The 26,121-nt window shown below is 60.5% G+C and carries 22 protein-coding genes and 2 pseudogenes; 13 read left to right on the plus strand and 11 right to left on the minus strand.

From position 1 onward, the window contains the following. Positions 1–39 precede the first annotated feature (39 nt). Positions 40–423 (plus strand): annotated as a pseudogene (locus Q7S58_RS08995) (glycosyl hydrolase); the annotation flags it as partial. Continuing rightward, the gene (locus Q7S58_RS09000; RefSeq protein WP_304823775.1) at positions 423–683 is read left to right on the plus strand and encodes a MoaD/ThiS family protein; all 261 of its coding nucleotides are present in this window, start codon (positions 423–425) and stop codon (positions 681–683) included. The pseudogene Q7S58_RS08995 and the gene Q7S58_RS09000, both read left to right, overlap by 1 nt. 10 nt (positions 684–693) lie before the next feature. On the opposite strand, the gene Q7S58_RS09005 is transcribed toward Q7S58_RS09000, so the two are convergent. From Q7S58_RS09005 to Q7S58_RS09020, 4 genes are all read right to left on the minus strand, one after another. After that, entirely contained in the window at positions 694–1,482 is a 789-nt protein-coding gene (locus Q7S58_RS09005; RefSeq protein ID WP_304823778.1) for an ABC transporter permease, read from the minus strand. Next, the gene (locus Q7S58_RS09010; RefSeq protein ID WP_304823781.1) at positions 1,479–2,279 is read right to left on the minus strand and encodes an ABC transporter ATP-binding protein; all 801 of its coding nucleotides are present in this window, start codon (positions 2,277–2,279) and stop codon (positions 1,479–1,481) included. The genes Q7S58_RS09005 and Q7S58_RS09010 overlap by 4 nt, the downstream gene beginning before the upstream one ends. 292 nt (positions 2,280–2,571) lie before the next feature. Beyond that, on the minus strand, positions 2,572–4,296 hold the full coding sequence (locus Q7S58_RS09015; protein ID WP_304823784.1) for an amidohydrolase family protein: 1,725 nt from the start codon (positions 4,294–4,296) through the stop codon (positions 2,572–2,574). Between the two features lie 144 nt (positions 4,297–4,440). Further along, complete coding sequence (locus Q7S58_RS09020) at positions 4,441–5,523, minus strand: LLM class flavin-dependent oxidoreductase (protein WP_304823787.1); 1,083 nt, start codon at positions 5,521–5,523, stop codon at positions 4,441–4,443. A 590-nt stretch (positions 5,524–6,113) separates the two neighbouring features. On the opposite strand from Q7S58_RS09020, the gene Q7S58_RS09025 reads away from it, so the two are divergent. The 6 genes from Q7S58_RS09025 to Q7S58_RS09050 all read left to right on the plus strand — a co-directional run bounded on the left by Q7S58_RS09025 (position 6,114) and on the right by Q7S58_RS09050 (position 10,474). Continuing rightward, positions 6,114–6,422 carry a type II toxin-antitoxin system HicA family toxin gene (locus Q7S58_RS09025; protein ID WP_304823790.1) on the plus strand — a complete coding sequence of 103 codons (309 nt, stop codon included), beginning with the start codon at positions 6,114–6,116 and terminating at the stop codon, positions 6,420–6,422. Beyond that, entirely contained in the window at positions 6,370–7,017 is a 648-nt protein-coding gene (locus Q7S58_RS09030) for a type II toxin-antitoxin system HicB family antitoxin (protein WP_304823793.1), read from the plus strand. Before Q7S58_RS09025 ends, Q7S58_RS09030 begins: the two co-directional genes overlap by 53 nt. After that, positions 7,010–7,264, plus strand: coding sequence for a hypothetical protein (locus Q7S58_RS09035; RefSeq protein WP_304823796.1), 255 nt, complete (start codon positions 7,010–7,012; stop codon positions 7,262–7,264). Before Q7S58_RS09030 ends, Q7S58_RS09035 begins: the two co-directional genes overlap by 8 nt. A 55-nt stretch (positions 7,265–7,319) precedes the next feature. Beyond that, a complete protein-coding gene (locus Q7S58_RS09040; protein ID WP_304823799.1) occupies positions 7,320–7,784 on the plus strand; it encodes a hypothetical protein in 465 nt (154 codons plus the stop codon). 72 nt (positions 7,785–7,856) lie between these two features. After that, entirely contained in the window at positions 7,857–9,248 is a 1,392-nt protein-coding gene (locus Q7S58_RS09045) for a 4-hydroxyphenylacetate 3-hydroxylase N-terminal domain-containing protein (RefSeq protein ID WP_304823802.1), read from the plus strand. A 68-nt stretch (positions 9,249–9,316) separates the two neighbouring features. Continuing rightward, positions 9,317–10,474, plus strand: a complete 1,158-nt coding sequence (locus tag Q7S58_RS09050; protein ID WP_304823805.1) for an acyl-CoA dehydrogenase family protein — start codon at positions 9,317–9,319, stop codon at positions 10,472–10,474. A 619-nt stretch (positions 10,475–11,093) separates the two neighbouring features. On the opposite strand, the gene Q7S58_RS09055 is transcribed toward Q7S58_RS09050, so the two are convergent. After that, positions 11,094–11,801 (minus strand): hypothetical protein, encoded by a 708-nt coding sequence (locus Q7S58_RS09055; RefSeq protein WP_304823808.1) that lies wholly within the window; start codon positions 11,799–11,801, stop codon positions 11,094–11,096. Between the two features lie 441 nt (positions 11,802–12,242). On the opposite strand from Q7S58_RS09055, the pseudogene Q7S58_RS09060 reads away from it, so the two are divergent. After that, a pseudogene (locus tag Q7S58_RS09060) lies at positions 12,243–12,467 on the plus strand (acyl-CoA dehydrogenase family protein); the annotation flags it as partial. A 13-nt stretch (positions 12,468–12,480) separates the two neighbouring features. Here the strand turns inward: Q7S58_RS09060 and Q7S58_RS09065 are convergent. Then, a complete protein-coding gene (locus Q7S58_RS09065) occupies positions 12,481–13,407 on the minus strand; it encodes an NAD-dependent epimerase/dehydratase family protein (protein ID WP_304823814.1) in 927 nt (308 codons plus the stop codon). Between the two features lie 241 nt (positions 13,408–13,648). Between Q7S58_RS09065 and metH the strand changes: the two genes are divergently transcribed. Continuing rightward, on the plus strand, positions 13,649–17,176 hold the full coding sequence (gene metH, locus Q7S58_RS09070) for a methionine synthase (RefSeq protein WP_304823816.1): 3,528 nt from the start codon (positions 13,649–13,651) through the stop codon (positions 17,174–17,176). A gap of 46 nt (positions 17,177–17,222) precedes the next feature. On the opposite strand, the gene Q7S58_RS09075 is transcribed toward metH, so the two are convergent. The 5 genes from Q7S58_RS09075 to Q7S58_RS09095 form a co-directional block, all read right to left on the minus strand. Continuing rightward, a complete protein-coding gene (locus Q7S58_RS09075; protein WP_304823819.1) occupies positions 17,223–18,389 on the minus strand; it encodes an ABC transporter permease in 1,167 nt (388 codons plus the stop codon). After that, the gene (locus Q7S58_RS09080) at positions 18,389–19,549 is read right to left on the minus strand and encodes an ABC transporter permease (RefSeq protein ID WP_304823822.1); all 1,161 of its coding nucleotides are present in this window, start codon (positions 19,547–19,549) and stop codon (positions 18,389–18,391) included. Before Q7S58_RS09080 ends, Q7S58_RS09075 begins: the two co-directional genes overlap by 1 nt. Before the next feature lie 102 nt (positions 19,550–19,651). Then, positions 19,652–20,812, minus strand: a complete 1,161-nt coding sequence (locus Q7S58_RS09085) for an ABC transporter permease (protein WP_304823825.1) — start codon at positions 20,810–20,812, stop codon at positions 19,652–19,654. Positions 20,813–20,837: 25 nt separating this feature from the next. Then, positions 20,838–22,010: an ABC transporter permease gene (locus Q7S58_RS09090; RefSeq protein WP_304823828.1), complete on the minus strand. Its 1,173-nt coding sequence runs from the start codon at positions 22,008–22,010 to the stop codon at positions 20,838–20,840. A gap of 221 nt (positions 22,011–22,231) precedes the next feature. Then, entirely contained in the window at positions 22,232–22,762 is a 531-nt protein-coding gene (locus tag Q7S58_RS09095; RefSeq protein WP_304823831.1) for a bacterioferritin, read from the minus strand. A 132-nt stretch (positions 22,763–22,894) separates the two neighbouring features. Between Q7S58_RS09095 and pcnB the strand changes: the two genes are divergently transcribed. From pcnB to Q7S58_RS09110, 3 genes are all read left to right on the plus strand, one after another. Beyond that, complete coding sequence (gene pcnB / locus Q7S58_RS09100; protein WP_304823834.1) at positions 22,895–24,271, plus strand: polynucleotide adenylyltransferase PcnB; 1,377 nt, start codon at positions 22,895–22,897, stop codon at positions 24,269–24,271. 103 nt (positions 24,272–24,374) lie between these two features. After that, complete coding sequence (locus Q7S58_RS09105; RefSeq protein WP_370655491.1) at positions 24,375–25,301, plus strand: branched-chain amino acid transaminase; 927 nt, start codon at positions 24,375–24,377, stop codon at positions 25,299–25,301. A 58-nt stretch (positions 25,302–25,359) separates the two neighbouring features. After that, positions 25,360–25,944 carry a peroxiredoxin gene (locus tag Q7S58_RS09110; RefSeq protein WP_304823840.1) on the plus strand — a complete coding sequence of 195 codons (585 nt, stop codon included), beginning with the start codon at positions 25,360–25,362 and terminating at the stop codon, positions 25,942–25,944. Positions 25,945–26,121: the final 177 nt, after the last annotated feature.

Genomic DNA, 26,121 nt, shown 5'->3' on the forward strand with positions numbered 1-26,121 from the left:
ATCATTTGCGCGTTGAACTTGGCGCGGCGCGAAACTAGCATCGGCAATCGATCGCAATTGGATATCGGCGACATCGGATTCGGCATCGTCGTGCATCCGCGCGACCCCAACACCGCGTGGGTGTTTCCGATGGACGGCGCCACGGTGTGGCCGCGCACGAGTCCGGGCGGACGGCCGGCAGCGTATCGCACCATCGATGGCGGCGAGAGCTGGCGCCGGCAAGATCGCGGACTGCCGCGGCGTCACGCGTGGTTCACGGTGAAGCGGCAGGCATTTTGCGCCGACGAGTTCGATCCGGTGGGCATCTACTTCGGCACCACCAGCGGCGAAATCTGGATGAGTCCCAATGAAGGGCGCGACTGGAACCTCGTCGCATCGCATCTGCCGCATATCTATTCAGTATCGGCGGCGACGCTCTCCTGATGCGAGTGACTATACCCAGTCCGCTTCGATCATATACTCAGGGGCGAAGCGAAGTTGATACTACGGGCAATAGCTTCTCCGAGTTACTGAGTAATCTCGATACTGCTTTTCCAGGTATCCGCTTTCGCATGATCGATGAGCAGGATCGCATCCGCCGCCATATCCGGTTCTTCGTCAATCGCGAGCAGGTGACCGATCTCGCGCAGGCGCTCCGCGACGATGACGAGGTGCAGATCCTCTGCGCCCTCAGCGGCGGCTGATCGTTCTGCCCTACTCCTGTTTCACCAGCAAGCCGCGGCGGCGCGCTGCTTCGAAAATCCAGCGGAACCCAGCGATCGCCATCGCAAAATAAATCAGGTTGAGACCCGCGGCCCACCAGAAGTGAAACCACGAAAATCCGTGACCCGCGAGCACGCTGCGCATCCCTTCGAATGAATGCGCCGTCGGGAGCATCCATGCTACTCCGCGCAAAAATCCCGGCAGCGCCGCCATCGGATAGAACACGCACGAGACCGGCTGCAGCAGTCCGGCGAAACTCCACGCGAGCCCCTGAATCTTGGTCGTGAATCGAAAAATCAGCCCCGTGATCATCACGCCCAGCGCGAGCGCGAAGAACACCAGGTTCGCCATGTACGGCAGAAACTTCGGCATCAGCGGAAAGATGTCGAACGAGTACGCTGCCAGCGCGATCAGTGACGCAGCGACGAGACCAACCATCGTCTTCAGCAGGTTCACCATGATCAGCCCTGTCAGGTATTCCCAGACCGTGAGCGGCGTCGAGAACAGGTTGATCAAATTGCGCGACCACAACTCGTCGAGAAAGCCGACCGCCATGTCGCGCTGAAACGAAAAAAACATCCCCCACAGGATGGCGGCGCCGAGCAGAAAGCTGACCAGCCCCGGCTGCAATCGATTGCCGCGCGCGAGATAAATCGTGAAGAAGCCCCACACGATGATGTCGAGCACCGGCCAGTAAACCATGTCGGTGATGCGATCCATGTTGCGCAGCGCTTCGTAGTAGTGGCGCTGGATCACGGCTGCGATGCGATGAATTTTCATGCGGCCTTGCCTTTGACGACGCGCATGAAGACTTCTTCCAGCGCGGGCGTCTCGCGTTCCTCTTCGAGGATCGCTTGCGTGATTTCGATTGGGCTGCCACTCGCGATCACTTTTCCGTGATGCAGAAAAATGATGCGGTTACACATCCGCTCAACCTCGTCCATGTTGTGCGAGGTGTAGAGAATCGTGGTGCCGCGTTCGCGCTGCGCCTCAAGCAAAATTTCTTTCACTTGCCATGCGATCTCCGGGTCGAGGTAGGCAGTCGGCTCATCGAGCAGCAGCAGGCGCGGATTGTTCATGAACGCCTTGCAGAGACCGACCCGCGTGTTTTCCCCCGACGACAATCTCGCGATCGGCTTCTTGCGCAGCTCGGTGATGCCGAACAGCTCGAGCATCTCGTCGATTCGTTCGCGCGGATTGGGCACCGCGTAGAGCCGTGCAAAAATTTTCAGGTTCTCCATCACCGTCAGCCGATAAGGAAACGCGACGTACGGCGACGTGAAATTCATCTGCGCGAGAATTTCCTCGCGATCGGTCGCGATCGACTTGCCGAAAATCTCGATCCGCCCCGAGCTCGGCGTGATCAAGCCCAGGATCATGTGAATCGTGGTGGTCTTGCCCGCGCCGTTGGGCCCGAGCAATCCAACGATTTCGCCCGCCTCGATTTGGAAGGAGACATTTTCGACGGCGGTGAAGCCGCGAAAGGACTTCGTGAGATTTTCCACTTTTACCAGCATCGCCTTGCCTGCTTTCGACTTGTCGTCGCGAAATAAAAAAAACGGCCACGGATGATTCATTCACCCGTGGCCGCCTGAACTCGTTTGTTGATCTATCAGCTAGTCAAAACTCGATGTTCGAGCACACTCCCACGGGACGATTGCCCCGGTTTCTTTCTAGTTTGTTAAACATCGTGAGGGTGTCTTTGCTAACGCCGAAGCGGTAAATCTAGCAGAGTGGCGCGCATCAGGCCATACCGGATAAGTTCGCCAGCAACACACCGTCGGCCTGACTCGCTCGTGCGGCGTGCCGAAAAAAGGCCGGGCGGGGGACCGTCCGGCCTTTGCGATTCAATCTAAGCTCGCGATCGTTTCAGGCGCTGGCGCGCGGCACCGGCTGCGGCCCGCGAATCAGCTTGCCCGGCATCGCCTCGGTCGGCCTGCCGTCCTCGAACGTAACCTCGCCGCTTACCACCGTGAATTTGTAGCCGTCGGCGCGCTGGATCAGCCGGCGTCCGCCCGCTGGCAGATCGAACACCATCTGCGGCGGATGCAGCCGCAGACCTTCGAGATCGATCACATTCACGTCGGCCTTCATGCCCGCCGCGAGCACTCCGCGATCGTGCAGGCCGTAGAACTTCGCGGTGTCGCTGGTCTGGCGTTTGACCGCCAACTCGATCGGCAGGCGCTCGCCGCGGCTACGATCGCGCACCCAATGCGTCAGCAGATACGTCGGCATGCTCGCGTCGCAAATCAATCCGCAGTGCGCACCGCCGTCGCTCAGTCCGAGCGCTGTGATCGGATCGACCAGCATCTCGCGCAGTGCATCGAAGTTGTAGTCCGAGTAATTCGCGAACGGCATATAGAGCAGCTCGCGGCCGTTGCGCTCGAGCATCAGCTCGTAGGTGAGCTCTTGCGGAGTTTTTCCTTGACGCTCTGCGCGCGCCGCGACGCTGGTTTCGCGCTCGGGCTCGTAGTTCGGCGGATCGCCGAGCGCGAAGTATTTTGCGAAATTCGTGAGAAAGTAATTCGTCATGCGATCCTTGACGCCCGGTTGCTCGGCGAGGATTCGTGCGCGCATTTCGGGCTCGCGCATCTTCGCGACGCGCTCATCGATCGGCAGATGCGCAATCTCGCGATACGCGGGATGCGTGATGAACGGATGCAGCGAGCTCTCGAGGCCCATCAGCATCCCGGTCGGACGTCCGGGAATCTGCGGCACCAGGTTCGCGCCTTCCGCATTGTATTTGCGCACGCGATCGAGCACGCGGCGAAATGCGGTCGGATCGTTGTCGGTCTGCGCCATCGCGAATGTGATCGGCAAGCCGGTTTCCGTCGAGAGCTTGATCATCCATTCCATCGTCGCGTCGGCGCCCACCATGTCCGACGCCATCTCGAACACGCCGTGACCGACGTCGCCCATCGCGCGCCCGATTCCGAGCAGCTCCGCCTCGCTGGCGAACGTGCCCGGCACCAATTCCTTGTTTTTCGCGCGATGCAGCATGGTCCGCGACGTGGTGAATCCGAGCGCGCCGGCCTTTAGCGCATCCCGCACCAATGCCGCCATCTTCGCGATGTCATCGGGCGTCGCTTCCTCGTTGTGCGCGCCTCGCTCGCCCATCACATACGTCCGCAGCGAGCCGTGCGGCATCTGCGTGCCGACGTCGAGGACACGCTTCATCTTCTCGATCGCGTCCATGTACTGCGGGAACGATTCCCAGTTCCACTTGATTCCTTCCGACAGCGCCGTGCCCGGAATGTCCTCGACGCCCTCCATCAGGCCGATCAGAAATTCCTCCTGCCCGCGCTGCACCGGTGCGAAGCCGACACCGCAATTCCCCATCACGATCGTCGTCACGCCGTGCCAACTCGACGGACTCAAGTATGGATCCCACGTCACCTGGCCGTCGTAGTGCGTGTGAATGTCAACCCATCCGGGTGCGACTAGCAGTCCCGCTGCGTCGATTTCGCGCCGCGCTGCGCCAGCCTTGCCGCCGACGCTCGTGATGATGCCGTCGTCGATCGCGACGTCGCCGACGAACGCGGGCGCGCCGCTGCCGTCGACAATTTTGCCATTTCGAATTACCAGGTCATGCATCGCTCAGCTCCTCTCGTTCCACTCGTTCGGTCGATGCGAAGGATTTCAGTGACTCGCGTTTTACCAAACGTTCGGTCGATAAACGCGAAAGGGCAGCCCGATCGCACGGACTGCCCTTCGCTTCATTGTTCTAACGAAAACAAATCAGGCAGCTTCCGCCTTGATGCCGTTGAGCTTCTTCAGCTCCGGCATAACTTCCTTGGCGAACAGGTGCAGGCTCTTCTCCGCGTCATCGTACGGCATGCCCGCGTAGCTGAAGACGCCAGTGTAATGATCGGCGCCGACCTTCCGCCGAATCTCGTCGATCTTGTTGAAGCACATGTCAGGCGTGCCCCAAACCTGCAGGTTCAGGAAGTACTCGATCGACGCGTCGGTGTTGCCGCCGAGGCTCTTCGCCATCTGCTCGTAGTACTCGTAGCCCTTGGCCTTGCCGAAATGCTCGCTCGCCATCTCATAGTGGCGCAGCGCCGTCTGCCAGTAGCCGCCGATATACTTGACCGCCATCTCACGCGCGCGATCGGCGCTCTTGTCGCAGAAGGTCCAGCCCGCCGCGATCGTCGGCAGCGGCTCGCCGCCGTTTACCTGCTTGTAGATTTGGCGATACTCGCCCAGTTCCTGCGCGACCGCTTCCCACGGCTTCTGCGGGATGATCAGGATGCCGACGCCGAGCTTCGCCATGATGCGCGAGGATTCGGGCGATACCGCGGCGGCGTAAGTGCGGCCCTTGAACGACTTGAACGGCTTGGGCCGGATGTCGCGGCGCGGCTGCTTGATATACTTGCCGTCGTACTCGCAGTAGCCCTTCTCGAGGCCCGCGAGCAGCATCTCGGTTGATTCGATAAAGCGCTCGCGCGATTCGCCAAGCGGAACGCGGAAGCCTTCGAACTCGATTCGCGCAAGGCCGCGGCCAAGTCCGAGAATCATGCGGCCGCCCGACTGATGATCGACGACGGAGACTTGCTCGGCAACCCGCATCGGGTCATGCCACGGCATCACGACGACCATCGAGCCAAGCTGGATCGTCTTGGTGCGGCCGGCGTAGTAGGTCAGAAATTGCAGGACGTCCGGGCACATCGTGTAGTCATCGAAATGATGCTCGACGCTCCAGATCGAATCGAATCCGAGCGGCTCGTACATATCGCCGATTCGCAGCTCGCGTTGATAAACCTCGACGTCCGAGCGTTCATTCATTGGGTTTTGAAAAATTACAGCGCCGCCGACTTTCATCTTTAAGAGCCTCCGTGTGCCGGAACTACGGTCGTCCGTCTGGACGTACCAGTGTTGGCTTGAATAACATCACATACCAATCGTTCAGGAATAAAGCAAAGCGCGAATCCGCGGCGAAATTTCAGGATTTCGCGGTTCGAGTCGAGAAGTCGCCATGATCAGATGATCAACGGCAGCTGACTGAGAACTGCCTCGACCGGATATCCTTACCGACGCACGCCCGCTCCCGCGCGGGCGTCGATGGTGTCCTAATTTGAAATTGCTACACGCTCGCGCCTGTGCCGCGAATCTGAGATCATGGGGACATGCCCGGTTCCAGAAAACGCCAGAACCCATCGGATGTCAATCAGATCGCCGCCATAAGACGCCGTGGCCGGTGAACTGCCAGTCGAGGATGCGGGCAAGAATCCTGCTGCGGTCGCGCTCGGGCGACTCGGTGGTCTAAAGGGCGGAAAAGCGCGTGCAAAGAAGCTAACTGCGCGTAAACGGTCGCAGATTGCTAAAAAAGCGGCTCTTGCACGGTGGGAAAGCTGAATTTTGTTTGCATTAGTCCCTATATTTGGAGTATGTAATATCGTATGTGATATCACATGACGCTCAAACAAGTCGGGCGGTTGAGGGTGCGGGTTGGCAATTTGCGGCGAACAAGAGACGTGAAGAGCCGCGAGATGGTGCGTCTAGCCAAGGCAATCGGCAGAGAACCGGACAATCGTACAGGTAAAGAACCGACTTACGTTCACTCAGAATTGGGGGATCGCAGACCACTATCGATTCCGAATCATCCAACGTTGGCTCCAGGCACGAAGAATAATATCTTGGACGATTTGGAAGGCGACCTAGACGCTTATGAAGAAATCCTTACTCAAAAAATCACGACAACAAACGGCAAGCTCCGCTAAAAATCGCCCTCAGGACTATCTGAAGTTGCCTTACGCTAGAATCTTGATTCCTGAGGAAGACGGCGCATTTTCGGCTGAAGTATTAGAATTCCCCGGTTGTTATTCTCAAGGCGACAACGCTGGAGAGGCGTTTGAAAACTTAGAGAAGGCAGCGGTGGCGTGGATCGAGGCGTGTCAGGAACTCGGACAAGAAATACCGCCTCCGTCCTCGAATCAGGGTTACGGAGGAAAAATCGCGCTCAGACTTCCACGAGGATTGCATCGGTTAGCAGCACATAAAGCAGAGCGGGATAGGGTCAGTTTAAATCAATGTCTCGTTACTGCAATCGCGGCTTGGGTGGGCGCAGACAATTTGTATGAGAGAATTACACACAAAATAGAAATGAACTTTGTGCAAATGACGAATTATGTTCAGATCACCGCTTTGTGGGGCCCAGGGAATCCTTCATGGGGACCAGTTAGTCCGTGGATTATGAATGCCACGAACGTGACTCCAAATCTCGCGTCGATGTATCCGGCTGGTTTGGTTCCGGCAGTAGCTCCGGTCGAGATGCCGAAGAAGCAATGGGTCACCTCTGGAGAGATTAATGGCTGAGCCAACCCAATACGTTTTTGCACACAAAGAAATTGCCGGAATTCTGGTTCAAAAGCAGGGACTCCATGAAGGCTTTTGGACGTTGGGCTTTCAACTTGGGATGGGCAACACAATCGCACCTTCGCTAACGGGCGGCGATCCAGTCCCGGCAGTAGTTGTTTCAATTCTTGCGGTAGCCTTGCAAAAAGCCGAAAAGGATGGCCCGATGACCGTAGATGCAGCGAAAGTAAATCCGGTCAAGAAATAACGCGACGCGAATAGCTTCCAAGCTCAAGCCCATGACTTAGGTGTTATGGGGCTTTGTGGCGTACTACGGCGCGATCAAGCGGGCGTTTGAAGGCGATGTTGATTACGCTCAGATTCACAAAGTATTCGCGTCCGAACTGAATACCGGACGCGGGCGCTATTCTCCGCCGGTCATGGTGGAATGCGGGCGCGAGGAACTAATCGGATCGCCCGATCCTGACCATATCTCGACCAGCTATGTTGAACGTCAGAATTTGACGATCAGGATGCAGAATCGGCGTTTCAAGCGCCTGACCAATGCGTTCAGCAAGAAGCTGACAAATCTCAAGGCGTCGGTCGCCTTGCATTTCGCCCATTACAATCTCTGCCGCATTCACAAGACGCTGCGCATGACGCCCGCGATGGCGGCCAATATCAGCGATCAACATTTGGACGATCGAGGAATTGATCGAGCGGGCGTCAAATTAGGACACTACCCGGCCGTCACCCCGCGGTTGCCGAGCGGCGGTCGAGTCGAGTAGTTTTCCACGGATGCCGGAGGCGATTGATTCGCCAAGCCCGGCGATTGCCCAACACGAGGAGAGATGACTTCGATGATGACCGGTGAACAGTACAAGCGATCGCTCAACGACAACCGCGAGACCTACTTCGAGGGCGAGCGCGTTCGCGATCTCGTGACCCATCCGCTGCTCGGCGCCTGCGTCTCACGAATCGCCGCCGGTTACGATCATTTCTATTCGCCGCAGCCCGGCGCGGTCAGCGCGCTGATGGCGATACCGCATTCGGCGAACGAGCTGCGCGACCGGATTCCGCTGCTGCACGAGGCCGATATCGTCGCCAACGTCACCTACCAGTCGATCATGACGCTCACCACCGCGTCGATCCGAATCGCCGACAAGCTGCCGCAATATGCCGAGCGGATTCGCAATTACGTGCAGGGCGCGCAGCGCCGCGACATCCGGATCGTCGAGTGCATCACGGACGCCAAGGGCGATCGCAGCCGCCCGCCGGGCAAGCAGGACGACCCCGACGCCTACACCCACGTGGTCGATCGCCGCCCCGACGGCGTGATCATTCGCGGCGCCAAGCTGCACATCACCGGCGCCTCGATGTGCCACGAGCTGATGGTGATTCCGACCAAGGCGATGAAGCCCGGCGAAGAGAGCTACGCGATCGCCTGCGCCGTGCCGGTCAACTCTCCCGGCATCAAGATAATCGACACGACCTTCGCCCCACGCCATCACGACAGCCGCACCTTCCCGGTCTCGGCCAATATCCACATGCCCGAGGGGTTCGTGATCTTCGACAACGTGTTTGTGCCGAACGAGCGAATCTTCCTCGACGGCGAGGTCCAGCAGGCAGCTATCTTCGCGCATTCGCTGGGACTGTGGGAGCGGCTCGGCGGACTCTCGGCGATGGCGGAAGAAGGCGATCAGTTGGTCGGATTCGCGCAGTTGATCGCCGAAGCCAACGGGCTGGCCAATGAAAGCCACGTCAAGGAGAAGATCTCCGAGATGATCATCCATGCCACGCTGGTGCGCGCGGCGCTCGAGGCCGCGATCGGGAATTGCCACGTGACGCCCGAAGGCGCGTTCCCCGACGAGCTATACACCAACGCCGGCAAGTATCACGGCGCCGCGAACTACAACCTGATGGTGCGCCATCTGCACGATATCGCGGGCGGATCGGTGCTGACCGCGCCGTCAGTCGCCGATCTCGAAAACGAAGTCACCGGACCGCTGGTGCGCAAATACATGGGGACGATGAACGGCGTGGACGGCGAGTATCGCGCGCGCTTGTTCCACGCGATTCGCGATTTGACCGCCGATTCCTACGGCGGCTGGAAGGCGGTCACCAACGTGCAGGCCGGCGGCGGGCTCTACGCCCAAAGGATCGTGACGCGCCGCTACTACGATCTCAAAGGCGCCAAGCAGAAGGCGCTCCGCCTGGCCGGAGTCGACGACAAGCCGCAGTCAAACTCCTAGCCGGCCAAGCACGCTCACGGGCTCCGCGCCAGCCCGCGGGAATCGCGCGCGACCCGAGGATCAGATCGATGCGACGAGATATCTTCACCGCAGAGCACGAAATGTTTCGCGACCAGGTGCGCCGCTTCGTCGAAACCGAAATCGAGCCGAAGGTCGCGCAGTGGAATCGCAACGGCATGAGCGATCGCGAGAGCTGGCGCAAGATGGGCGCGGCCGGCTTCCTCGGCGCCAACGCGCCCGCTGAATACGGCGGCGGCGGCGTGGATTTCATCTACGACGCGATCGTGATGGAAGAAATGTCGCGGGTGCGCGCCCACGGCCTGATGATGTCGCTGCATTCGGACATCTGCATGCCGTACATCACGAGCTTCGGCAACGAGGCACAGAAGCGGCGCTATCTGCCCGGCACGATCAGCGGCGAAATCATCCTCGCGATCGCGATGACCGAGCCGGGCACCGGATCAGATCTCGCCGCAGTGCAGACGACCGCGCGCCGCGACGGCGACAACTACGTCCTCAACGGTTCGAAAACGTTTATCTCCAATGGCCAGATCGCCGACCTTGTAATCGTCGTCTGCAAGACCGACCCCAAGGCAAATCCGCCGCACAAGGGCGTCAGCCTGATGCTGGTGGACGCGACCAGTCCCGGCTTCGTCCGCGGGCGCAAACTCGACAAACTCGGGCTCCGCGGCCAGGACACCAGCGAACTGTTCTTCGAGGATTGCCGCGTGCCGGTCGCCAACCTGCTCGGCCAGGAAGGGCAGGGCTTCAAGATGCTGATGCAGAATCTGCAGCAGGAGCGGCTCTGCGTTGGCGTCGCATCGATAGCCAGTTGCCGCCGCACGGTCGAGGATACGGTCGCATACTGCAAGCAGCGGCGCGCCTTCGGACAGCCGATCGCCGAGTTTCAGAACACCCAGTTCAAGCTCGCCGAGATGATGACTGAAGTCGAAGTCGGCCAGGCCTTTGTCGATCGTTTGCTGGTCGCGCATGTTCGCCACGACGAAATCGTCGCCGAGGTCAGCATGGCGAAATGGTGGACCACCGACCTGCAGAAAAAGATTTCGAGCCAATGCCTGCAACTGCACGGCGGCTACGGCTTCATGATGGAGTACCCGGTCGCGACCGACTACGCCGACGCGGCGGTGCAATCGATCTACGCCGGCACTAACGAAATCATGAAGGTGATCATCGCGCGCAGCATGGGACTGGATTCAAGAAAGTAGCGACGAACTGCGGCAGCGGCGCGGAACGACAGTAGTTCGCACAACCGCGCACCCGTCCCCATATCTGCCGACCAGAATCGAGAGCGGTTGTCAGCGGCGGAAGGTTCCTTGGCCATGAAAGTAATGTTCAAAGTCGTTATCAGCAACGCCGCCTTGTCTGCTTGAGTCGTGGCGTATAGTAATTTCCGGTGTTTCGAACGGATCCAGATGCGGCCTGACTCCGACGACCAACCCCGTGTGATGCTCAGCCGGATTGACATAAAATATCGCCTTGTTGAACGTAAGGTAACTCCACCGGGGTCAGTCCTTGTATCAGTACCTTAACGCGATAGGTATATCCCAGTAAGCACCGTTCGTCGGCTGCGCCTTTTTTTGTGCGTAGTTCATGAGCCAGCCAATGAGCGCAGCCAGTGCCCATAATTGGCATCCACTCGTCATCACCGTGGTACTGAATGAAGCAGTCCTTAGGTTCGATATCACGTGTCACCTGAGTTCTGGCCAAAGTTATTCCAGTTTGGCACCGAGCGCAGTACTCAACTCGGTTGTATTCCATTACTGATTCTCGGCCGGGATGAAGCTTACATCTTGGCATAAACGATCCTCCTCGGCGGGCGTGAATTCATTGTGGGCAGTTTAGTGGTGGCGGTCCGGGCGGGCCCTCCGTTCCAGGCGCGCGATTTTCGTAATCCAGCCATACACGGACTATCTTCTGAGCATCTGGCTGCTTCACATCGCGGAAAAATTCGTCGCCTTCGAACCGCACCGGCGCGGCGGGAACAATATAGCGGTACAGCACCTCGGTGATTGGCCATGTGTCGGGGTGCATCCGGTAGTCGGGATATCGTTTCTTTCGGAGCCTATCGACCGGCACATTCAGCATGTCGGTGAATGCTTGCTTAATTACTTGGCCCTGATCGTCGGTCTCCGACTGTTGTTCCGCGCCATCGAGATAATCCGCCACGACGTTGCGCGGGTGCGTCGAACCGGCGACCCTCGCGCCGCCGTGATCTATCCAATCGAGCCACATACGGATTGCCTTTTGCGCGTCCGGCTTCTTCACGTCGCGGAAGAAACTTTCGCCTTCGAACTCAAACTCTGGCGGGTTGGGAACGAAATAATGAGACAGCACCAGCGTGACCGGCCATCTGCGGGGGTGCATCTCGTAATCGGGGTACTGTTTCTCGCGTAGTGTCTCGACCGGCTCATTGAGCATGTCGGTCAGGGCTTGCTTGACTACTTGTCGATGATCGTCGCCTTGGAAATGTTCTCTGGCACCGTTCAGGTAGTCCGCAACGACATTGCGTTGATCGCTCGAGTCGGCGGCCATCGGTCCGTAGCGGTCCGTCAGACAAAGCGATGAGGATACCAGAAGTACGGCGAGCGAAATGAAAACGAGACGACACTTCAGTCTCTCCATTTGCGGACGCGGCGGGCCCGCACTGGAGAGTGCTAACTGCATGTCAGCATGATATCAAACACCGCGGCCATAAAATAGCAGGCTCCAGCGGCTAATCTGAAATTCGCGCAACTAGCTCATTGTCGTTGTCATTCTCGGGCCGACGACGAGGCAGTCGTCGAAGCGGCACCCTGCTTTCCGCATAGCGTGTCGTTCACGTCGCACTGGGGCGTGATACCTACAGTGCGCTGGCGTGCATTCAGGTCGAAGATAGCTGTGTTGGTCTTGTCATTCGCCGCGCAGCCGCATAGCTGACTCGCACAGCAACTGCATCCGACCGCCGCCTCCAGATTGGCTATCGCCAACAGGCCCTTAGCCGGGCAGTTGGATAAGCCAGAGCAAGCTACCGAAGTAAGGTCTCGGTCATTGCATTGGCCGGTGCATTGCCTGCAACTGCACGGCGGCTACGGCTTCATGATGGAGTACCCGGTCGCGACCGACTACGCCGACGCGGCGGTGCAATCGATCTACGCCGGCACTAACGAAATCATGAAGGTGATCATCGCGCGCAGAATGGGACTCGATTCGCGCAAGTAGTTCTGCCGGCCGCCTACGGCGATTTCAGCAGATCGGAGAGACCGGCATCGATCGACACCGCCGGATACCAGCCGAGCACTTCCGCGGCCATGCTGCGATCGGCCAGCGTATCGCGCATGTCGCCCGCGCGGCCCTCGCGATGGATCACCGGCCCGCCGAACATCGCGGCGATGCGATTTACGCTCACGTTGTCGCCGCGCCCGATATTGATCACGCGTCCATCGGCAGTCGCGCAGTCGGCCGCGAGCAGGTTGGCATTGACGACGTCGCTGACGTGAGTGAAATCGCGCGTTTGCTCGCCGTCGCCGTGAATCTCGAGCGGACGGCCCTCGCGCCGCGCGTGCATGAAAGCCGCGATCACCGTGACGTACGCTCCCTCCGACGCCATCCGCGGTCCGTACACGTTAAAATATCGGAGCGTGAGCGTCTGCATCGCGAACAAACGGTGAAACATCCGCGTGTACTGCTCCCCGACGTACTTTTGCAGCGCGTAGGGATTCAGCGGATTCGGCGCCATCGATTCGCGCAGCGGCATCGCCGTTTGATCGCCATAAACCGACGACGAGCCCGAATAGACGACGCGGCGAACTTTCGAATCGCGCGCCGCGATCAGGACGTTCAAGGTTCCCACCACGTTCGTCATATGGGTCTCGACCGGTTGCGCGATCGACAGCGGGATGCGCGGCAGCGCCGCGACGTGAAATACCGTATCGACGCCGTCGAAGGCCTGCTTGATCGAGCACGCGTCGCGGATGTCGGCGTCGATCCATTCGGCACCGGGATTCAGATAGTCGCGGCGGCCGGTGGCGAGATTGTCGATCACCCGCACGCGCATCCCCGCGGCAATCAACGCATCGACGAGGTTCGAGCCGATGAAGCCGGCGCCGCCGGTCACGAGTATCAGGCGACCGGGATTGGGCATTTTGATAGCGTCAGTCATCGCGAGGTGATCTGTCCGGCGATCCGGCACCCTCACCTATCTCTTTATCCTGGAGCGATTCGGCCCTTCGGCCCGAAGTCGGCTTAGCGTGCGTGCGGCGACTCGGCCTCCTCTCCCGTAAAATAACGGGCGAGGTAAAGAGTGGCGTGACGGATTGGCGGAAAAATCCAAAATTGCTTGAGGTGCATCGCTAGGATAGCTTATGGGGTCGCTCGCCGGAGAGTTTCGCGGGCTTTTTAGAATGACCACCAACTTACACCGGATCAAGCATCTCAAAGAATTGCTCGCCGAGCGAATCCTGGTACTCGACGGCGCATTTGGCACTTTCGTTCTGGGCGAGAACCTGTCGGCCGAGGATTACGGCGGGGTCAAACTTGAAGGATGCAATGAGAACGTCGTTCGCACTCGGCCGGATTTGATCCGCCGGATGCACGCCGGCTTCCTCGAGGTCGGCGCCGACATTATCGAGACCGCGAGCTTCGGCTCGACGCCGATCGTGCTCGCCGAGTATGGACTGCAGGCCGATGCGCATGAGCTGAATCGAATCGCGGCGATGCTCGCGCGTGAAGAGGCCGAGCGCTTCAGCACGCCGGAGAAGCCGCGCTTCGTCGCGGGCTCGATGGGCCCGACCACCAAGAGCATCTCGATCACAGGCGGCGTGACCTTCGAGCAGATGTGCGACGCGTATCGAATCCAGGCCGAGGGGCTGATCGAGGGCGGCGTCGATGTGCTCCTGGTCGAGACAGTCAACGACACGCTGAACTGCAAGGCGGCGCTGGTCGGAATCGAGAAGGCGATCGCCAAGACTGGCAGCGCCGTTGGCGTGGCGGTCTCGGGCACGATCGAAACGATGGGGACGCTGCTGGCGGGGCAGGATATCGACGCGTTCTATTCGTCGCTGGCTCATCGCGATCTTCTGTGGATGGGCCTCAACTGCGCGACCGGTCCCGACTTCATGACCGATCATCTGCGCACGCTGTCTGAGATATCGCGCTTTTACGTGGCGTGCGTACCGAACGCCGGCCTCCCCGACGAAGAAGGGCACTACAATGAGACGCCCGAGATGCTCGCGCGGAAGATTGGGCGATTCGCCGAGAACGGCTGGGTGAACCTGGTCGGCGGATGCTGCGGCACCACGTCCGAGCATATCCGGCTGCTGGTGCAGGCGGTCGAGGGACGGCGTCCGCGCGAGCGCTCGACGCTCAGGCGGTCGGTAGTGTCGGGAATCGAGACGCTGGTAATCGACGCGGATACGCGGCCGGTAATCGTCGGCGAGCGGACCAACGTGCTCGGCAGCCGCAAATTCAAGCGGCTGATCGCCGACGGCAAGTTCGAGGAGGCGTCGGAGGTGGGCCGGGTGCAGGTGCGCCGCGGCGCACACATCCTCGACGTCTGCCTGCAGGATCCCGATCGCGACGAGATGGCCGATGTCACGCGGTTCCTCGAGATCGAAGTGAAGAAAGTGAAAGTACCGCTAATGATCGATTCGACCGATCATCTGGTGATCGAAGAATCGCTCAAGCGGACGCAGGGCAAATCGCTGATCAACTCGATCAATCTCGAGGACGGCGAGGAGCGGTTTCAGAAAGTAGTGCCGCTCGCGCGGCGATACGGCGCCGCGCTGGTGGTCGGATGTATCGACGACGACAAGCAGCAGGCGCAGGCCGTCACGCGCGCGCGCAAGCTCGAAGTCGCGCTGCGGTCGCATAAGCTGCTGACCGAGAAATACGGCGTCGAGCCGGAAGATATCGTGTTCGATCCGCTGGTCTTCCCGGTCGGCACCGGCGACAAGAATTACATCGGCTCGGGCGTCGAGACGATCGAAGGCATCCGGCTGATCAAGCAAGCGCTGCCGCAATGCAAAACGATCCTCGGCATCTCGAACGTGTCGTTTGGGCTCCCGGAAGCGGGACGCGAAGTGCTGAACGCCGTGATGCTCTATCATTGCGTGCAGGCGGGGCTCGATCTCGCGATCGTCAATTCGGAAAAATTGCAGCGCTATCCCTCGATTCCAGAAGAGGAGCGCCGCCTCGCCGAGGATTTGATCTGGTGGCGCGGCGACGATGCGATTGCGGCGTTTGCGGCGTACTTTCGCGCGCGCAAGAGTGCAGTCAGCGCGGAGGATCGCAAGTCGATGCCGCTCGACGGACGGCTCGGCCGCTACATCCTGGAAGGTTCGAGGGACGGGCTGTACGAGGACCTCGATGAGGCGCTGACGACGCGCGGAGCGCTCGAGATCATCAACGGGCCGTTGATGGCGGGGATGGACGAAGTCGGGCGCCTGTTCAACGCCAATCAAATGATCGTGGCGGAGGTGCTGCAATCGGCCGAGGCGATGAAGGCCGCGGTCGCGTATCTCGAGCCGCACATGAAGACCTCGGAGAGTGCGAACAAGGGCAAGATCATTCTCGCGACGGTCAAGGGCGACGTTCACGATATCGGCAAGAATTTGGTCGAGATCATCCTCGGCAACAACGGCTACAAGATCGTGAATCTCGGGATCAAGGTTCCGCCGGAGGAACTGATTAGGGCATTTCGCGAGCATCAGCCGGACGCGATCGGTCTTTCCGGGCTGCTCGTCAAATCGGCGCAGATGATGGTGATCACGGCGCAGGATTTGAAGACGGCGGGTATCGATTGTCCGATCCTGGTGGGCGGCGCCGCGCTCTCGAATCGATTCACTCGGCTAAAAATCGCGCCTGAGTATGACGGGCTGGTGGCGTACGCGAATGACGCGATGTCGGGGCTGGACCTCGCGAATCAGATCATGGATTACGAGCGGCGCGAGTCGCTGAAACACGTGCTCGCGGAGCAATCGAGAAAAATCGTCGAGAGCGCGCCGAAGGTCGTGGACGCGTCGCCCGAGGCGGCGTCGCGCAGGGCAACCGTGCGGCGCGATATCGAGATTCCGAAACCGCCTGATCTCAAAATTCACGTACTGCGGGACTACGACCTCGGCGAGATCCTGCGCTACGTGAATCCGGCGATGCTCTACAGCCGGCATCTGGGGCTGAAAAACGCGGAGCAGGCGCTCGCGAGCGGCGATCCGAAAGCGCTCGAGTTGCGCGCGGTGGTCGAATCGGTCACGGAAACGATGCTCGGTCGCAAAGACATCACGGCCAACGCGATCTACAAATTTTTTCCGGCCCAATCCGACGGCGATCGCTCCGTGATGATCTATTCGGCCGACGGCAACACGGTGCTCGAATCGTTTACGTTCGGCCGGCAAAGCGATGCGCCGCATCTGTGTCTGGCGGATTACGTCGCGCCGCGCGGCTCCGGCCAGACGGACTACCTCTGCATGTACATCACGACGGTCGGCGCCGGCGTGCGCGCGCTGGCCGAGCAATGGAAGAACGACGGCGAATATCTGCGCTCGCATGTCCTCCAGGTGCTCGCGCTCGAGGGTGCGGAGGCATTCGCAGAGCTGCTGCACATGAAGATTCGGCAGATGTGGGGATTCAGCGATCCGCCGGGGCTCACGAAGAAGGATCTGTTCCGGGGGCACTATCACGGCAAGCGGTTTTCGTTCGGCTATCCGGCCTGCCCGCGACTCGAAGATCAGGAACAATTATTCCGGCTGCTCGAAGTGGACAAGAACGGACTTGGCGTGAAGCTGACGGAAGGATTCATGATGGATCCTGAAAGCGCGGTGAGCGCCGTCGTGTTCCATCATCCGGAGGCGAAGTACTTCAGCCTCTCGCCGAGCGATATCGAGCGGCTGGAGCGCGAGTTCGACGATCCGTCGCGCAAGCTCGCGGCGAGCTAACCGCTCCTGAGATTGCCTTGCCCAGCGCGCCGAGTGTCGTCGGGCTTCAGACCACTTTGCGGAAGGCCAGCGCCGGCGCGATCCGCGCCGCGTTGATCACCGGCACGATCGCCGCCGCGAGACTGACGATGAACGCGATCAGTATCGCCTCGATCGCAGTCTCCGGCCGCACCGCTACGTAACCAAGCGCGCCTGTCAGCGCACCCAGCGTCATGCCGGCGCCGAAGTACCAGAGCGCGAGCGCCGCACCGATCGCCGCGCCACTCACGCCGATCATCGCCGCTTCGCATAGCATCAGCGATGCGGCATGGACCTGCGTGAATCCAATCGCGCGCATCACCGCAACTTCGCCGACGCGATCGCGCACCATCATCGCCATCGAGTTCGCCGCGATTAGCAGCATCGTCAGCAACACGACGATGCAGAGGCTATAGATGATCGTCCGCACGTCGCCGATTGCCGATACATAGTTCGCGAGCGTGTCCGACTCGGTGACGGATTGAGTCTCGGCCTCCGAGTTGTGAAAGTTCTCATCGATCTGATTCGCCACCAGCCCCAAATTCTCGGCGCGATCGACGCGCACCGACATGAAGCCCGCGACATTCTGGATATTCTCGCCGTAGGCATTTTTCACCGCGTCATCGAGCAACTGGCGATTGAAGAAAAAAATCCGCGACAGGTAGATCGTCGGCAGCTCAGCCATCGGAATAAAGGTCAGCGTCATCTTCCCGTCCGATGGATTCCTGAGCGTGATTGGCTGGCCGATTTTCCAATGATGCTCCCGCATCAGGACGCTGCCGATCAAAGCGCCGCGCCGATCGTTCGCAAGCTGCTTCGCGATCGCGGGGGGCGGGGAGTAATCGCTGCTGCCGGTGACCGTGTAAATGTCGTTGGTGATTCCGGTCGTCGTGATCGGATCGCGCAGATCGCGATAGATACCCGTCCACTGGATTTGCGGCGAGCAACCGAGAACGTGCGGTATCTTCCTGATCGCGGCGCAATATTTTACCGGCAGCGAGTTGTTATTGCGCTCGGTCACAATCAGCCGTATCCCGCGGGACGCATCCTCGGCGATCAGATCCATCGAGGCCGGCACCGCGATGAGCACCGTGAAGATGAATACTGCGACCGCGAATGTCAGCCCGGTCAGGATCGTGCGACGCGGCTGCCGCCACAGATTTCTGAGCGCCATGATGAACAGCTTCAGCGCCATCAGACACCTCGGAGCGATTCGATCACGCCGATTCGTGCGGCCCGCCACGCCGGCATCAGGCCGCCCACGACGCCAATCGCAATCGCGGCGATCATGCCGGCGAAAATCGCGCCGGCCGAAGCGTGATACGAGAAATACGTGATGCCCACGTTCATCAGTCGGCTGTTCAATCCGGTCGCGCGCGCGACGATGATCGCCAGCACGCTGCCAACGACGCCGCCGGCAATTCCCAGGATCGCGCTCTCGATCACGAAGCTGCCGAGGATGTCGCGGCGGGTGAAGCCGACGGCCCTCAGCACGCCGATTTCGCGCTGGCGGCGCGCGACCGCGGTGTACATCGTGTTCATGCCGCCGAAGATTGCGCCAATAGCCAGTGCGAGCGCGACGATCAGTCCGAGCGACCTCAGTTGATTAGCTACTTTGGATTGCGCCGCGTAGTAATCGGTTTCGGTGATCGCATCGAGCGGCATCCGCCCGTCGCTCTTCAGCGCCTGCTGGAAGGAATCGCTGCTCGCCGGCTTCAGCACGACATGAATCGAGTTGGCGCCCTGGTCCCGGTTCTGGAAATTGACGCGCAGATCTTCGCCGTCGGTCCAGATTTCCGATTCGCGGGCGCTATCGTTGTCCGCGAACGTGCCGACGATATTCCAGGTGCGCCGCCCAAAATGAAAATTCGTGCCCGCCGCGAGCGTCGGATTTCGCGCGCGCAGTTTCTGTCCGATCACCCACTCGCCATCGCCGCGCTTAGGCCATCGCCCCTCGACAAGCCGCATGTTGCGATGCACCTGGTAGGCAATCGGCGCGACGCCGCGCAGCAACGCGAATTCCTTCACCCGCTTGTTGGGGCTGATATTCACGCCGGCGAAAATTTCGGGGGACATCAGCGCTGCTCCAGTGCTGCTTTGCGCAATCTCGGGACGCACGCGCAGAATTTCCATCTGCTCGTGTGAGATGTAACTCGAGGTTTCGTCGGGAGCGGCGCGTCTGGTTACGATCCAATTCTCCGCGCCGCCTGCGTTGAGCAGCGTCCGCTGCAAGCCGCCGATAAAGCCGAACAGGATGACGAAGATCATCGCCACCAGCGCGACGCCGAGAATCGTCATCAGCGACGTCGCCCGCCGCTGGACCACGCTCCGCAGATTGTACCGAATCGGAATCACCCCTTACGCTCCCATTCGCACGGCGAAAATGAGAAAGGGCAACTACTCTGGCGACGGCGATGCTGCTGCCGGCGCCTTCCGGACTTCAGTGCCAGCGCGGCTTCAGACCACTTTGCGGAACGCCATCGCCGGCGGAATCCTGATCGCCGCCGCGATCGGTATCAGTCCGCTGCCGATACTCACCAGCAGCGCCGCGATCACCGCGCTCAATGCTTGCCGCGGTGTCACCCAGAGCGCGCCGTTGCCGCTGAGCACCGCGCCTAAAGTCACGCCGCCCGAGAACATCCACAGCGCCGGGATCGCGCCAAGCAGGCCGCCGGCCAGGCCGAGAATCGCGCACTCGCCGAACAGCAGGCTCGCGACGCTGCTCCGCGGAAATCCCAGCGCGCGCATGATCGCGACCTCGCCGATACGATCGCGCACCATCATCGCGGTCGAATTCGCCGCGATCAGCAGCACCGTCAGGATCACCACCGCGCACAGCGCAAAGATGATCCCGCGCACGTTGCCCAGCGCCGACAGGCCCGACGCGAGTGCATCGCTCTCGGTCGAGGTGCGCGTCTCGTAGTCGGAATTCGCGAAGCGTTCATCGATTTGTTTGGCGAGCGGCGCCAATGCTTCCGCGCTGTCGGCGCGCACGATGATATTCCACGCGATATCCTCGTCGTAGCCGCCGTGCGCCTTGCGCGCTTCCATCAGGTAGTCGCGGCGAATCAAAAACGTGTTCGGGTACCGCTTGGACTTCATCAGTCCCATGATGATGAAAGTCATCTCCATGTGATCGGCGTCGGTCCCGCGCAGCGTCACCTGCTGGCCGATCTTCCAGCCGTATTTGCGCATCAGGACTTCGCCGACGATCGCCGAGCGCCGCTCCTTGCGCGTCGCGATTCGCTGTTCGTCCGTCATCTCGTAGTCGGGAAACACCGCCGAAATTTCGGGACCCGCCGCGGCGCAGAAAACCGGCTCGCTCGGGCTTCGCCAGGTCGCGAACCATCCGGTGATTCCGACGCACGCCGCCGCGCCCGGCATCTTGATGATGTCGTCGCAATAGCGCGCCGGCAGATCCTGCCACGGCGCAGTCTTGTTATTGATGATCAATCGCAGCGTGCCCGACGCGTCATTGACCACCTTGTCCATCGACGCGGGAACGCAAATCAGGATCGTGTAGATAAAGGTGGCGAGCGCGATCGTCAGCATGGTGAGGATCGTTCGCGCGAGATTGCGGCGCATGTTGCGCTCGATCAATTTGAATAACTTCAGCATCTCGGTTCACCCCCACCCAGGGCGCTCAGACCGCGCGCAGCGAATCGATCACGCCGACTCGCGAGGCGCGCCACGCCGGCAGCAATCCGCCGAGAGCGCCGATCAGCGCGCCCGCGACCAGACCGGCCACGAAAGCGCCCGGCGTCATCTGGAACCTGAAAATAAACGATCCGACGTTCATCAAATCACTGCTGAGCCCCGTCGCGGTCGCCACCACGATGCCGAGAATTTCGCCGACGATCGCGCCAGCAATTCCGAGCAGGATGCTCTCGCTGACGAACGAAATCAGCACGTTGAAGCGATTGAATCCGAGCGCCCGCAGCACACCGATCTCGCCGGTGCGCCGCGTCACTGCGGCATACATCGTGTTCATCGCGCCGAAGATCGATCTGATCGCGAGGATGATCGCGACCGCGAGTCCGAGCGCGCGCAACTGATCGACGAAGTCAGTCTGGCGCGTGTAGAACTCGTGCTCGGACACCACGTCAACCCGCACGCGCGCGTCAGTCGTCAGCGAACTCTTGAACGCCTCTTCCGTGCCCGGCTTCAGAATCACGTGCAGCAAATTGAAGCCGTGGCCCATGTGAAAATCCTGCGTCAGCAAATCGAGATCGGTCAGCACTTCGGATTCGCGGGCGCTGTCGCGGTCCGAAAAAGTGCCGACAATTTTCCAGTCGCGCTTGCCGAAGCGAAAGTTGCTACCGACCGCGAGATTCGGAAATCGCGCCGCCAGTTTGCGCCCGACCACCATCTCCGCCGTGCCGCCGGTCGGCCAGCGCCCGCTCTCGAGCTTCATCCCGCGATGAACCTCGTATGCGATCGGATAGACGCCGCGCAGATGCGTAAAAATCACCTTCGAGGCCGGCTCCTCGGGCGCCGGATTGAAGCCCGTCACCATTTCCGGCGAGACCAGCGGCTGCCCCTTGGCGTTGGTCGCGATCTGCGCGCGGCTCTTGATGATCTTGTACTGATCGAGCGTGAGATAGCTGTCGGGTTCGGTCGCCGTGCCGCGGCTCAGCACGATCCACGTATCCGGCACCGCGCTTTTAAGCACGGTCTGCCTGAGGCCCGCGACGAAGCCCGACAGGATGAACAGGATCATCACCACCAGCGCGGTCATCGCCGACGTGGTTCTCCGCACCATCAGGCTCCGCAAGTTGTAGCGAATCGGGATCACCGTCAGAGCCTCCCCGGCCACCAGGATGAATAACGAAAACAGTTAATACTTTGAAGTAGGCGACTTTATACTCGCGCGCGCGTCCGATCCACACCGAAAATGCGGATGACAGCAGAGCAGCACGCGTCGAGATCCCTCGACTCCGGCAGCCTCCGCTCGGGATGGCGGAGAAGGAAGTAGGTGACGAGAAGAAAAGCAGGCGCGGGCAGCGCTATCGCCGCCCGTGCCTCGATCGGAAATCTTCAGAACATCTTCTTCAGCAGATCGGCCATGTCGTTCGCGTGCTCTTCTTCGGCCTTGTTGATCTGCTCGATCAGGATTCGCGTGGTCGGATCGTCATTGCCGAGCCATCGGATGATCTCTGAGTAGGTCTCGATCGCGATTCGCTCGGCGACCAGGTCCTCCTTGATCATCTCGGTCAGGTTCTGGCCCTCAACGTATTGCGCGTGGCTCCGCGTCGCGAGGCCCTCGGGATTGAAGTTCGGTGCGCCGTCAAGCTGCGTGATTCGTTCCGCCACCCAATCCGCATGCTGCTGCTCTTCGTTCGCATGCTGCAGAAATTCCCTCTTCGCGGCGTCGGCGTTGATGCCCTGGGCCGTGTAGTAGTGGCGTTTGTAGCGCAGCACGCAAACCAGTTCCGTCGCGAGCACTTCATTGAGGACCGCCAGCACTTTCTTGCGGTCAGCCTTGTATCCTTCGGTGACGGCGCCTGCTTCGATATGCGCGCGCGCGCGTTCGCGAATCGTTTTTACATCGGTCAAGAAATCTGCCATGGGAAAATCTCCTTGGTTACTCCGAGTAGCCTAACTCGTTTGCAGCGTTATTGGCAGGGTGCGACGGGCCGATGAAGATTTGGCCCGGTCGTGCTAGCGTCGGGGCGAATTTGCCGTCTGCCGGAAGTCGCTTTGGAACCTCGCATACTCGCACGCGCAGAACATCCCATCTCACGCCGAGATATCGACGCCAACGTCCTGAAGGTGCTCTATCGCCTGACCGGCGCGGGCCATCTCGCGTTTCTGGTCGGTGGCAGCGTGCGCGATCTGATGCTCTCGCGGCGGCCCAAGGATTTCGACGTCGCCACCTCGGCGCATCCGCAGCAGGTGCGCGACCTGTTCCGCAACTCGCGCCTGATCGGCCGGCGCTTCCGACTGGTGCACGTTTTCTTCGGACGGCAGAACGTCGAGGTCGCGACCTTCCGCCGCCAGAGCGAGGAAGTCGCCGATAGCGACGACCCGCTGATCCGCCTCGACAACACTTTCGGCACGCCAGAGGAGGACGCCTTTCGCCGCGATTTCACGGTGAACGCGCTCTTCTACGACGCGCAATCCTTCCAGGTGATCGATTTTCCGGGCGGCGTGAACGATCTCGAAGCGCGCCTTATCCGCACCATCGGCGATCCCGAACTCCGGATGCGCGAGGACCCGGTCCGCATGATGCGCGCGGTCCGCTTCGCAGCGAAACTCGGCTTCGAGATCGAGCCGGCGACGCGCGCTGCAATCGAGCGCCATCGCGCCGATTTGCGCAAAGCCTCGGTTCCGCGCCTGGTCGAAGAGACTTACCGTACTCTAGGCCAACCCGAAGCTGCGCACGCGGTCGTACTGATGGAGGAACTCGGACTGCTCGAGTCGGTGCTCCCAATCTTGTCGGAGCATCTGAAGGCGGGCGAGGGTACGCTGGCCGAGCAGGCCACAATTCGCAATGTCTATGCGCTCGGCAAAACTATCGCCGCCGGTACGATCCCCGAGCGCTCGACGGTGCTGTCTGCCCTGATGCTCGACGTCTTCCGCGCTCAGTTCCAGCGCGAGCGATCGCGCCGAATCGATCTGCTCGCCGAACTCCGCGCTCGAGGATTCGCGCGCGGCGACACCGAGCAGATGCGTCTGATCCTCGAGGCGTTCGAAAACCTCGCGGCGCCCACCCGCCGTACGCGGCGCCTGATGCGTCGGCCGTACTTTCCCGACGCGCGCCTGTTCTTCGAGATGACTGCGCCAACTTACAGTATCGATATCAGCCGCACGATCCGCCTGCTGGCTGACCCCGAGACCTTCAACACGATTCAGGCGCCCTCGAATGCTCAAGCTACGGGCGATCGCCGCCGGCGACGCCGTCGTCGTCGCGGCCCTCGACGCGGCGCGGCGAACCAAGCTCTGCCCGTCGCGCCGAATGATTCAGTTAATAGCGAGGTCGGCGCCGCGACGCACCATGGTAGCAACGCCAATCAGGATGCCTCCGGCCACGCCGAACCGAACGCGGCGGTTGTCCCCGCGAAGGCCATCGACTAACTAATCCGCATCTACTAACTTTGACGATGCAATAACCGACGCGTCGCGTTTATCGCGCGCAGTCTTCGTCCAACCGTCCCGACGAGAGGCGAGGGTGAAATCCTTGGCGGCCAACAATTTACGCTCCGACAAAATCTGGATGGACGGCGCGATGGTGCCCTACGATCAGGCCACCGTGCACGTCCTCACCCACAGCCTGCACTATGGCCTCGGCGTATTCGAAGGGATGCGCTGTTACAAGACCGATAACGGCCACTCGGCTATCTTCCGCGCCCGCGAGCATATCCGCCGCCTGATCGAATCGGGCCATATCGTCGAGATGAAAGTACCCTACAGCCAGGAGGAATTGCTCAAAGCCTGCGCCGATATCGTGCGCGTGAACAAATTCGCCGAGTGCTACTTGCGGCCGCTGGTGTTCTTCGGCGAAGGCGAGATGGGACTGTCGGCGCGCGGCAACAAGATTCGCGTCTCGATCGCCGCGTGGCCGTGGGGCGCGTATCTCGGCCAGGACAGCGCCGAGAAGGGCGTGCGGCTCAAGACTTCGTCGTTCGTGAGATTTCATCACAACTCGATGATGCCGGCGGCCAAGGTCACCGGCCATTACGTCAATTCGATCCTCGCCGGTTACGAAGCACGCCGCGGCGGTTACGATGAAGCGCTGTTGCTCAATACTGAAGGCTTTGTCGCGGAAGGCAGCGGCGAGAACGTGTTTGTGATTCGCGACGGCATCGTCGTGACGCCGCCGCTGACCTCGGTGCTGGCGGGAATCACTCGCGACGCGGTCATCAGAATCCTGCGCGATTTGAGCATTGAGGTGCGCGAGCAATCCTTCGCGCGCGACGCGTTCTACATCGCCGATGAAGCATTCATGACCGGCACCGCCGCGGAGGTGACGCCGGTGGTCGAACTTGACGATCGCAAAATCGGCTCGGGGCGCCCCGGTCCGCTCACTGCCAAAGTGATGTCGGTTTTTCAGGATGCGCTCCGCGGCCGCGATCCACGTTATCGCGAATGGCTCTACCAGGTGTGATCGATGATCGAGCTTCGCGGCTGATGAATGCTGATGCGTTAGCGGCGCGAGTATGAAGATGTTCATTCTCGGCGTCGTTGCGATCGTGCTCATCGCCGGAGCGATCGCGCTGCGGCCGCGAATCGCTCGCGCCGACCTGGTCAAGGAAGGTCAGTTCGCGCCGCCATTTTCGACCCAGATGATCACCGGTGATCAACAGACGCCGGTCTCACTGGCGGATTTTCACGGCAAGAAAGTCATCCTCTATTTTTATCCTAAGGACGACACCCCCGGATGCACCAAGGAGGCGTGTGCATTTCGCGACGGTTACGCGCGCTTTCAGAACGCGGGCCTGGTGGTGCTTGGATGCAGCATCGATTCGGCCGACGCGCACCGGCAATTCATCCAGAAATACAGCCTGCCGTTTTCGCTGCTGCTCGATCCCGATCGCAAGATTGCGACGTCCTACGGCGCGGCGAACGGCATCCCGATTCTCGGCCTCGACCGGCGAGTGACTTACGTGATCGACGAGAATGGCAAGGTGCTGAAGGTCTATCCCAACGTCGATCCGTCAACTCACGCGATCGAAATTCTGAACGATCTCGGCGCCGCCGACGCGACCCCCATCCCGCCCGAAGCCACGCCGACCCCCTCCGCCGACTAGAATTTCGCAACCTTTCCTGCCCGCTCCGTGCCACTCTTCCGCCATCCTGAGAGCTTGTGAATTTTCTTGTGGCGAATGCTCTCACGAATCTTGTCACTCTGAGGCGAAGGCAGCTCTGCCGAAGAGTCCCGGATCTTTTCGTCTACCCGCCTCTCCCGCACAAACAATCCTGAGCGA

It is taken from the genome of Candidatus Binatus sp., from assembly GCF_030646925.1.
Lineage (GTDB): Bacteria > Desulfobacterota > Binatia > Binatales > Binataceae > Binatus.

Excerpts from the sequence above, each read along its gene's own strand:
- Q7S58_RS09000 (WP_304823775.1), top strand. The coding sequence starts at position 423 with ATGCGAGTGACTATACCCAGTCCGCTTCGATCATATACTCAGGGGCGA.
- Q7S58_RS09005 (WP_304823778.1), bottom strand. The coding sequence starts at position 1,482 with ATGAAAATTCATCGCATCGCAGCCGTGATCCAGCGCCACTACTACGAA.
- Q7S58_RS09010 (WP_304823781.1), bottom strand. The coding sequence starts at position 2,279 with ATGAATCATCCGTGGCCGTTTTTTTTATTTCGCGACGACAAGTCGAAA.
- Q7S58_RS09015 (WP_304823784.1), bottom strand. The coding sequence starts at position 4,296 with ATGCATGACCTGGTAATTCGAAATGGCAAAATTGTCGACGGCAGCGGC.
- Q7S58_RS09020 (WP_304823787.1), bottom strand. The coding sequence starts at position 5,523 with ATGAAAGTCGGCGGCGCTGTAATTTTTCAAAACCCAATGAATGAACGC.
- Q7S58_RS09025 (WP_304823790.1), top strand. The coding sequence starts at position 6,114 with ATGACGCTCAAACAAGTCGGGCGGTTGAGGGTGCGGGTTGGCAATTTG.
- Q7S58_RS09030 (WP_304823793.1), top strand. The coding sequence starts at position 6,370 with ATGAAGAAATCCTTACTCAAAAAATCACGACAACAAACGGCAAGCTCC.
- Q7S58_RS09035 (WP_304823796.1), top strand. The coding sequence starts at position 7,010 with ATGGCTGAGCCAACCCAATACGTTTTTGCACACAAAGAAATTGCCGGA.
- Q7S58_RS09045 (WP_304823802.1), top strand. The coding sequence starts at position 7,857 with ATGATGACCGGTGAACAGTACAAGCGATCGCTCAACGACAACCGCGAG.
- Q7S58_RS09050 (WP_304823805.1), top strand. The coding sequence starts at position 9,317 with ATGCGACGAGATATCTTCACCGCAGAGCACGAAATGTTTCGCGACCAG.
- Q7S58_RS09055 (WP_304823808.1), bottom strand. The coding sequence starts at position 11,801 with ATGGCCGCCGACTCGAGCGATCAACGCAATGTCGTTGCGGACTACCTG.
- Q7S58_RS09065 (WP_304823814.1), bottom strand. The coding sequence starts at position 13,407 with ATGACTGACGCTATCAAAATGCCCAATCCCGGTCGCCTGATACTCGTG.
- metH (WP_304823816.1), top strand. The coding sequence starts at position 13,649 with ATGACCACCAACTTACACCGGATCAAGCATCTCAAAGAATTGCTCGCC.
- Q7S58_RS09075 (WP_304823819.1), bottom strand. The coding sequence starts at position 18,389 with ATGGCGCTGAAGCTGTTCATCATGGCGCTCAGAAATCTGTGGCGGCAG.
- Q7S58_RS09085 (WP_304823825.1), bottom strand. The coding sequence starts at position 20,812 with ATGCTGAAGTTATTCAAATTGATCGAGCGCAACATGCGCCGCAATCTC.
- Q7S58_RS09095 (WP_304823831.1), bottom strand. The coding sequence starts at position 22,762 with ATGGCAGATTTCTTGACCGATGTAAAAACGATTCGCGAACGCGCGCGC.
- Q7S58_RS09110 (WP_304823840.1), top strand. The coding sequence starts at position 25,360 with ATGTTCATTCTCGGCGTCGTTGCGATCGTGCTCATCGCCGGAGCGATC.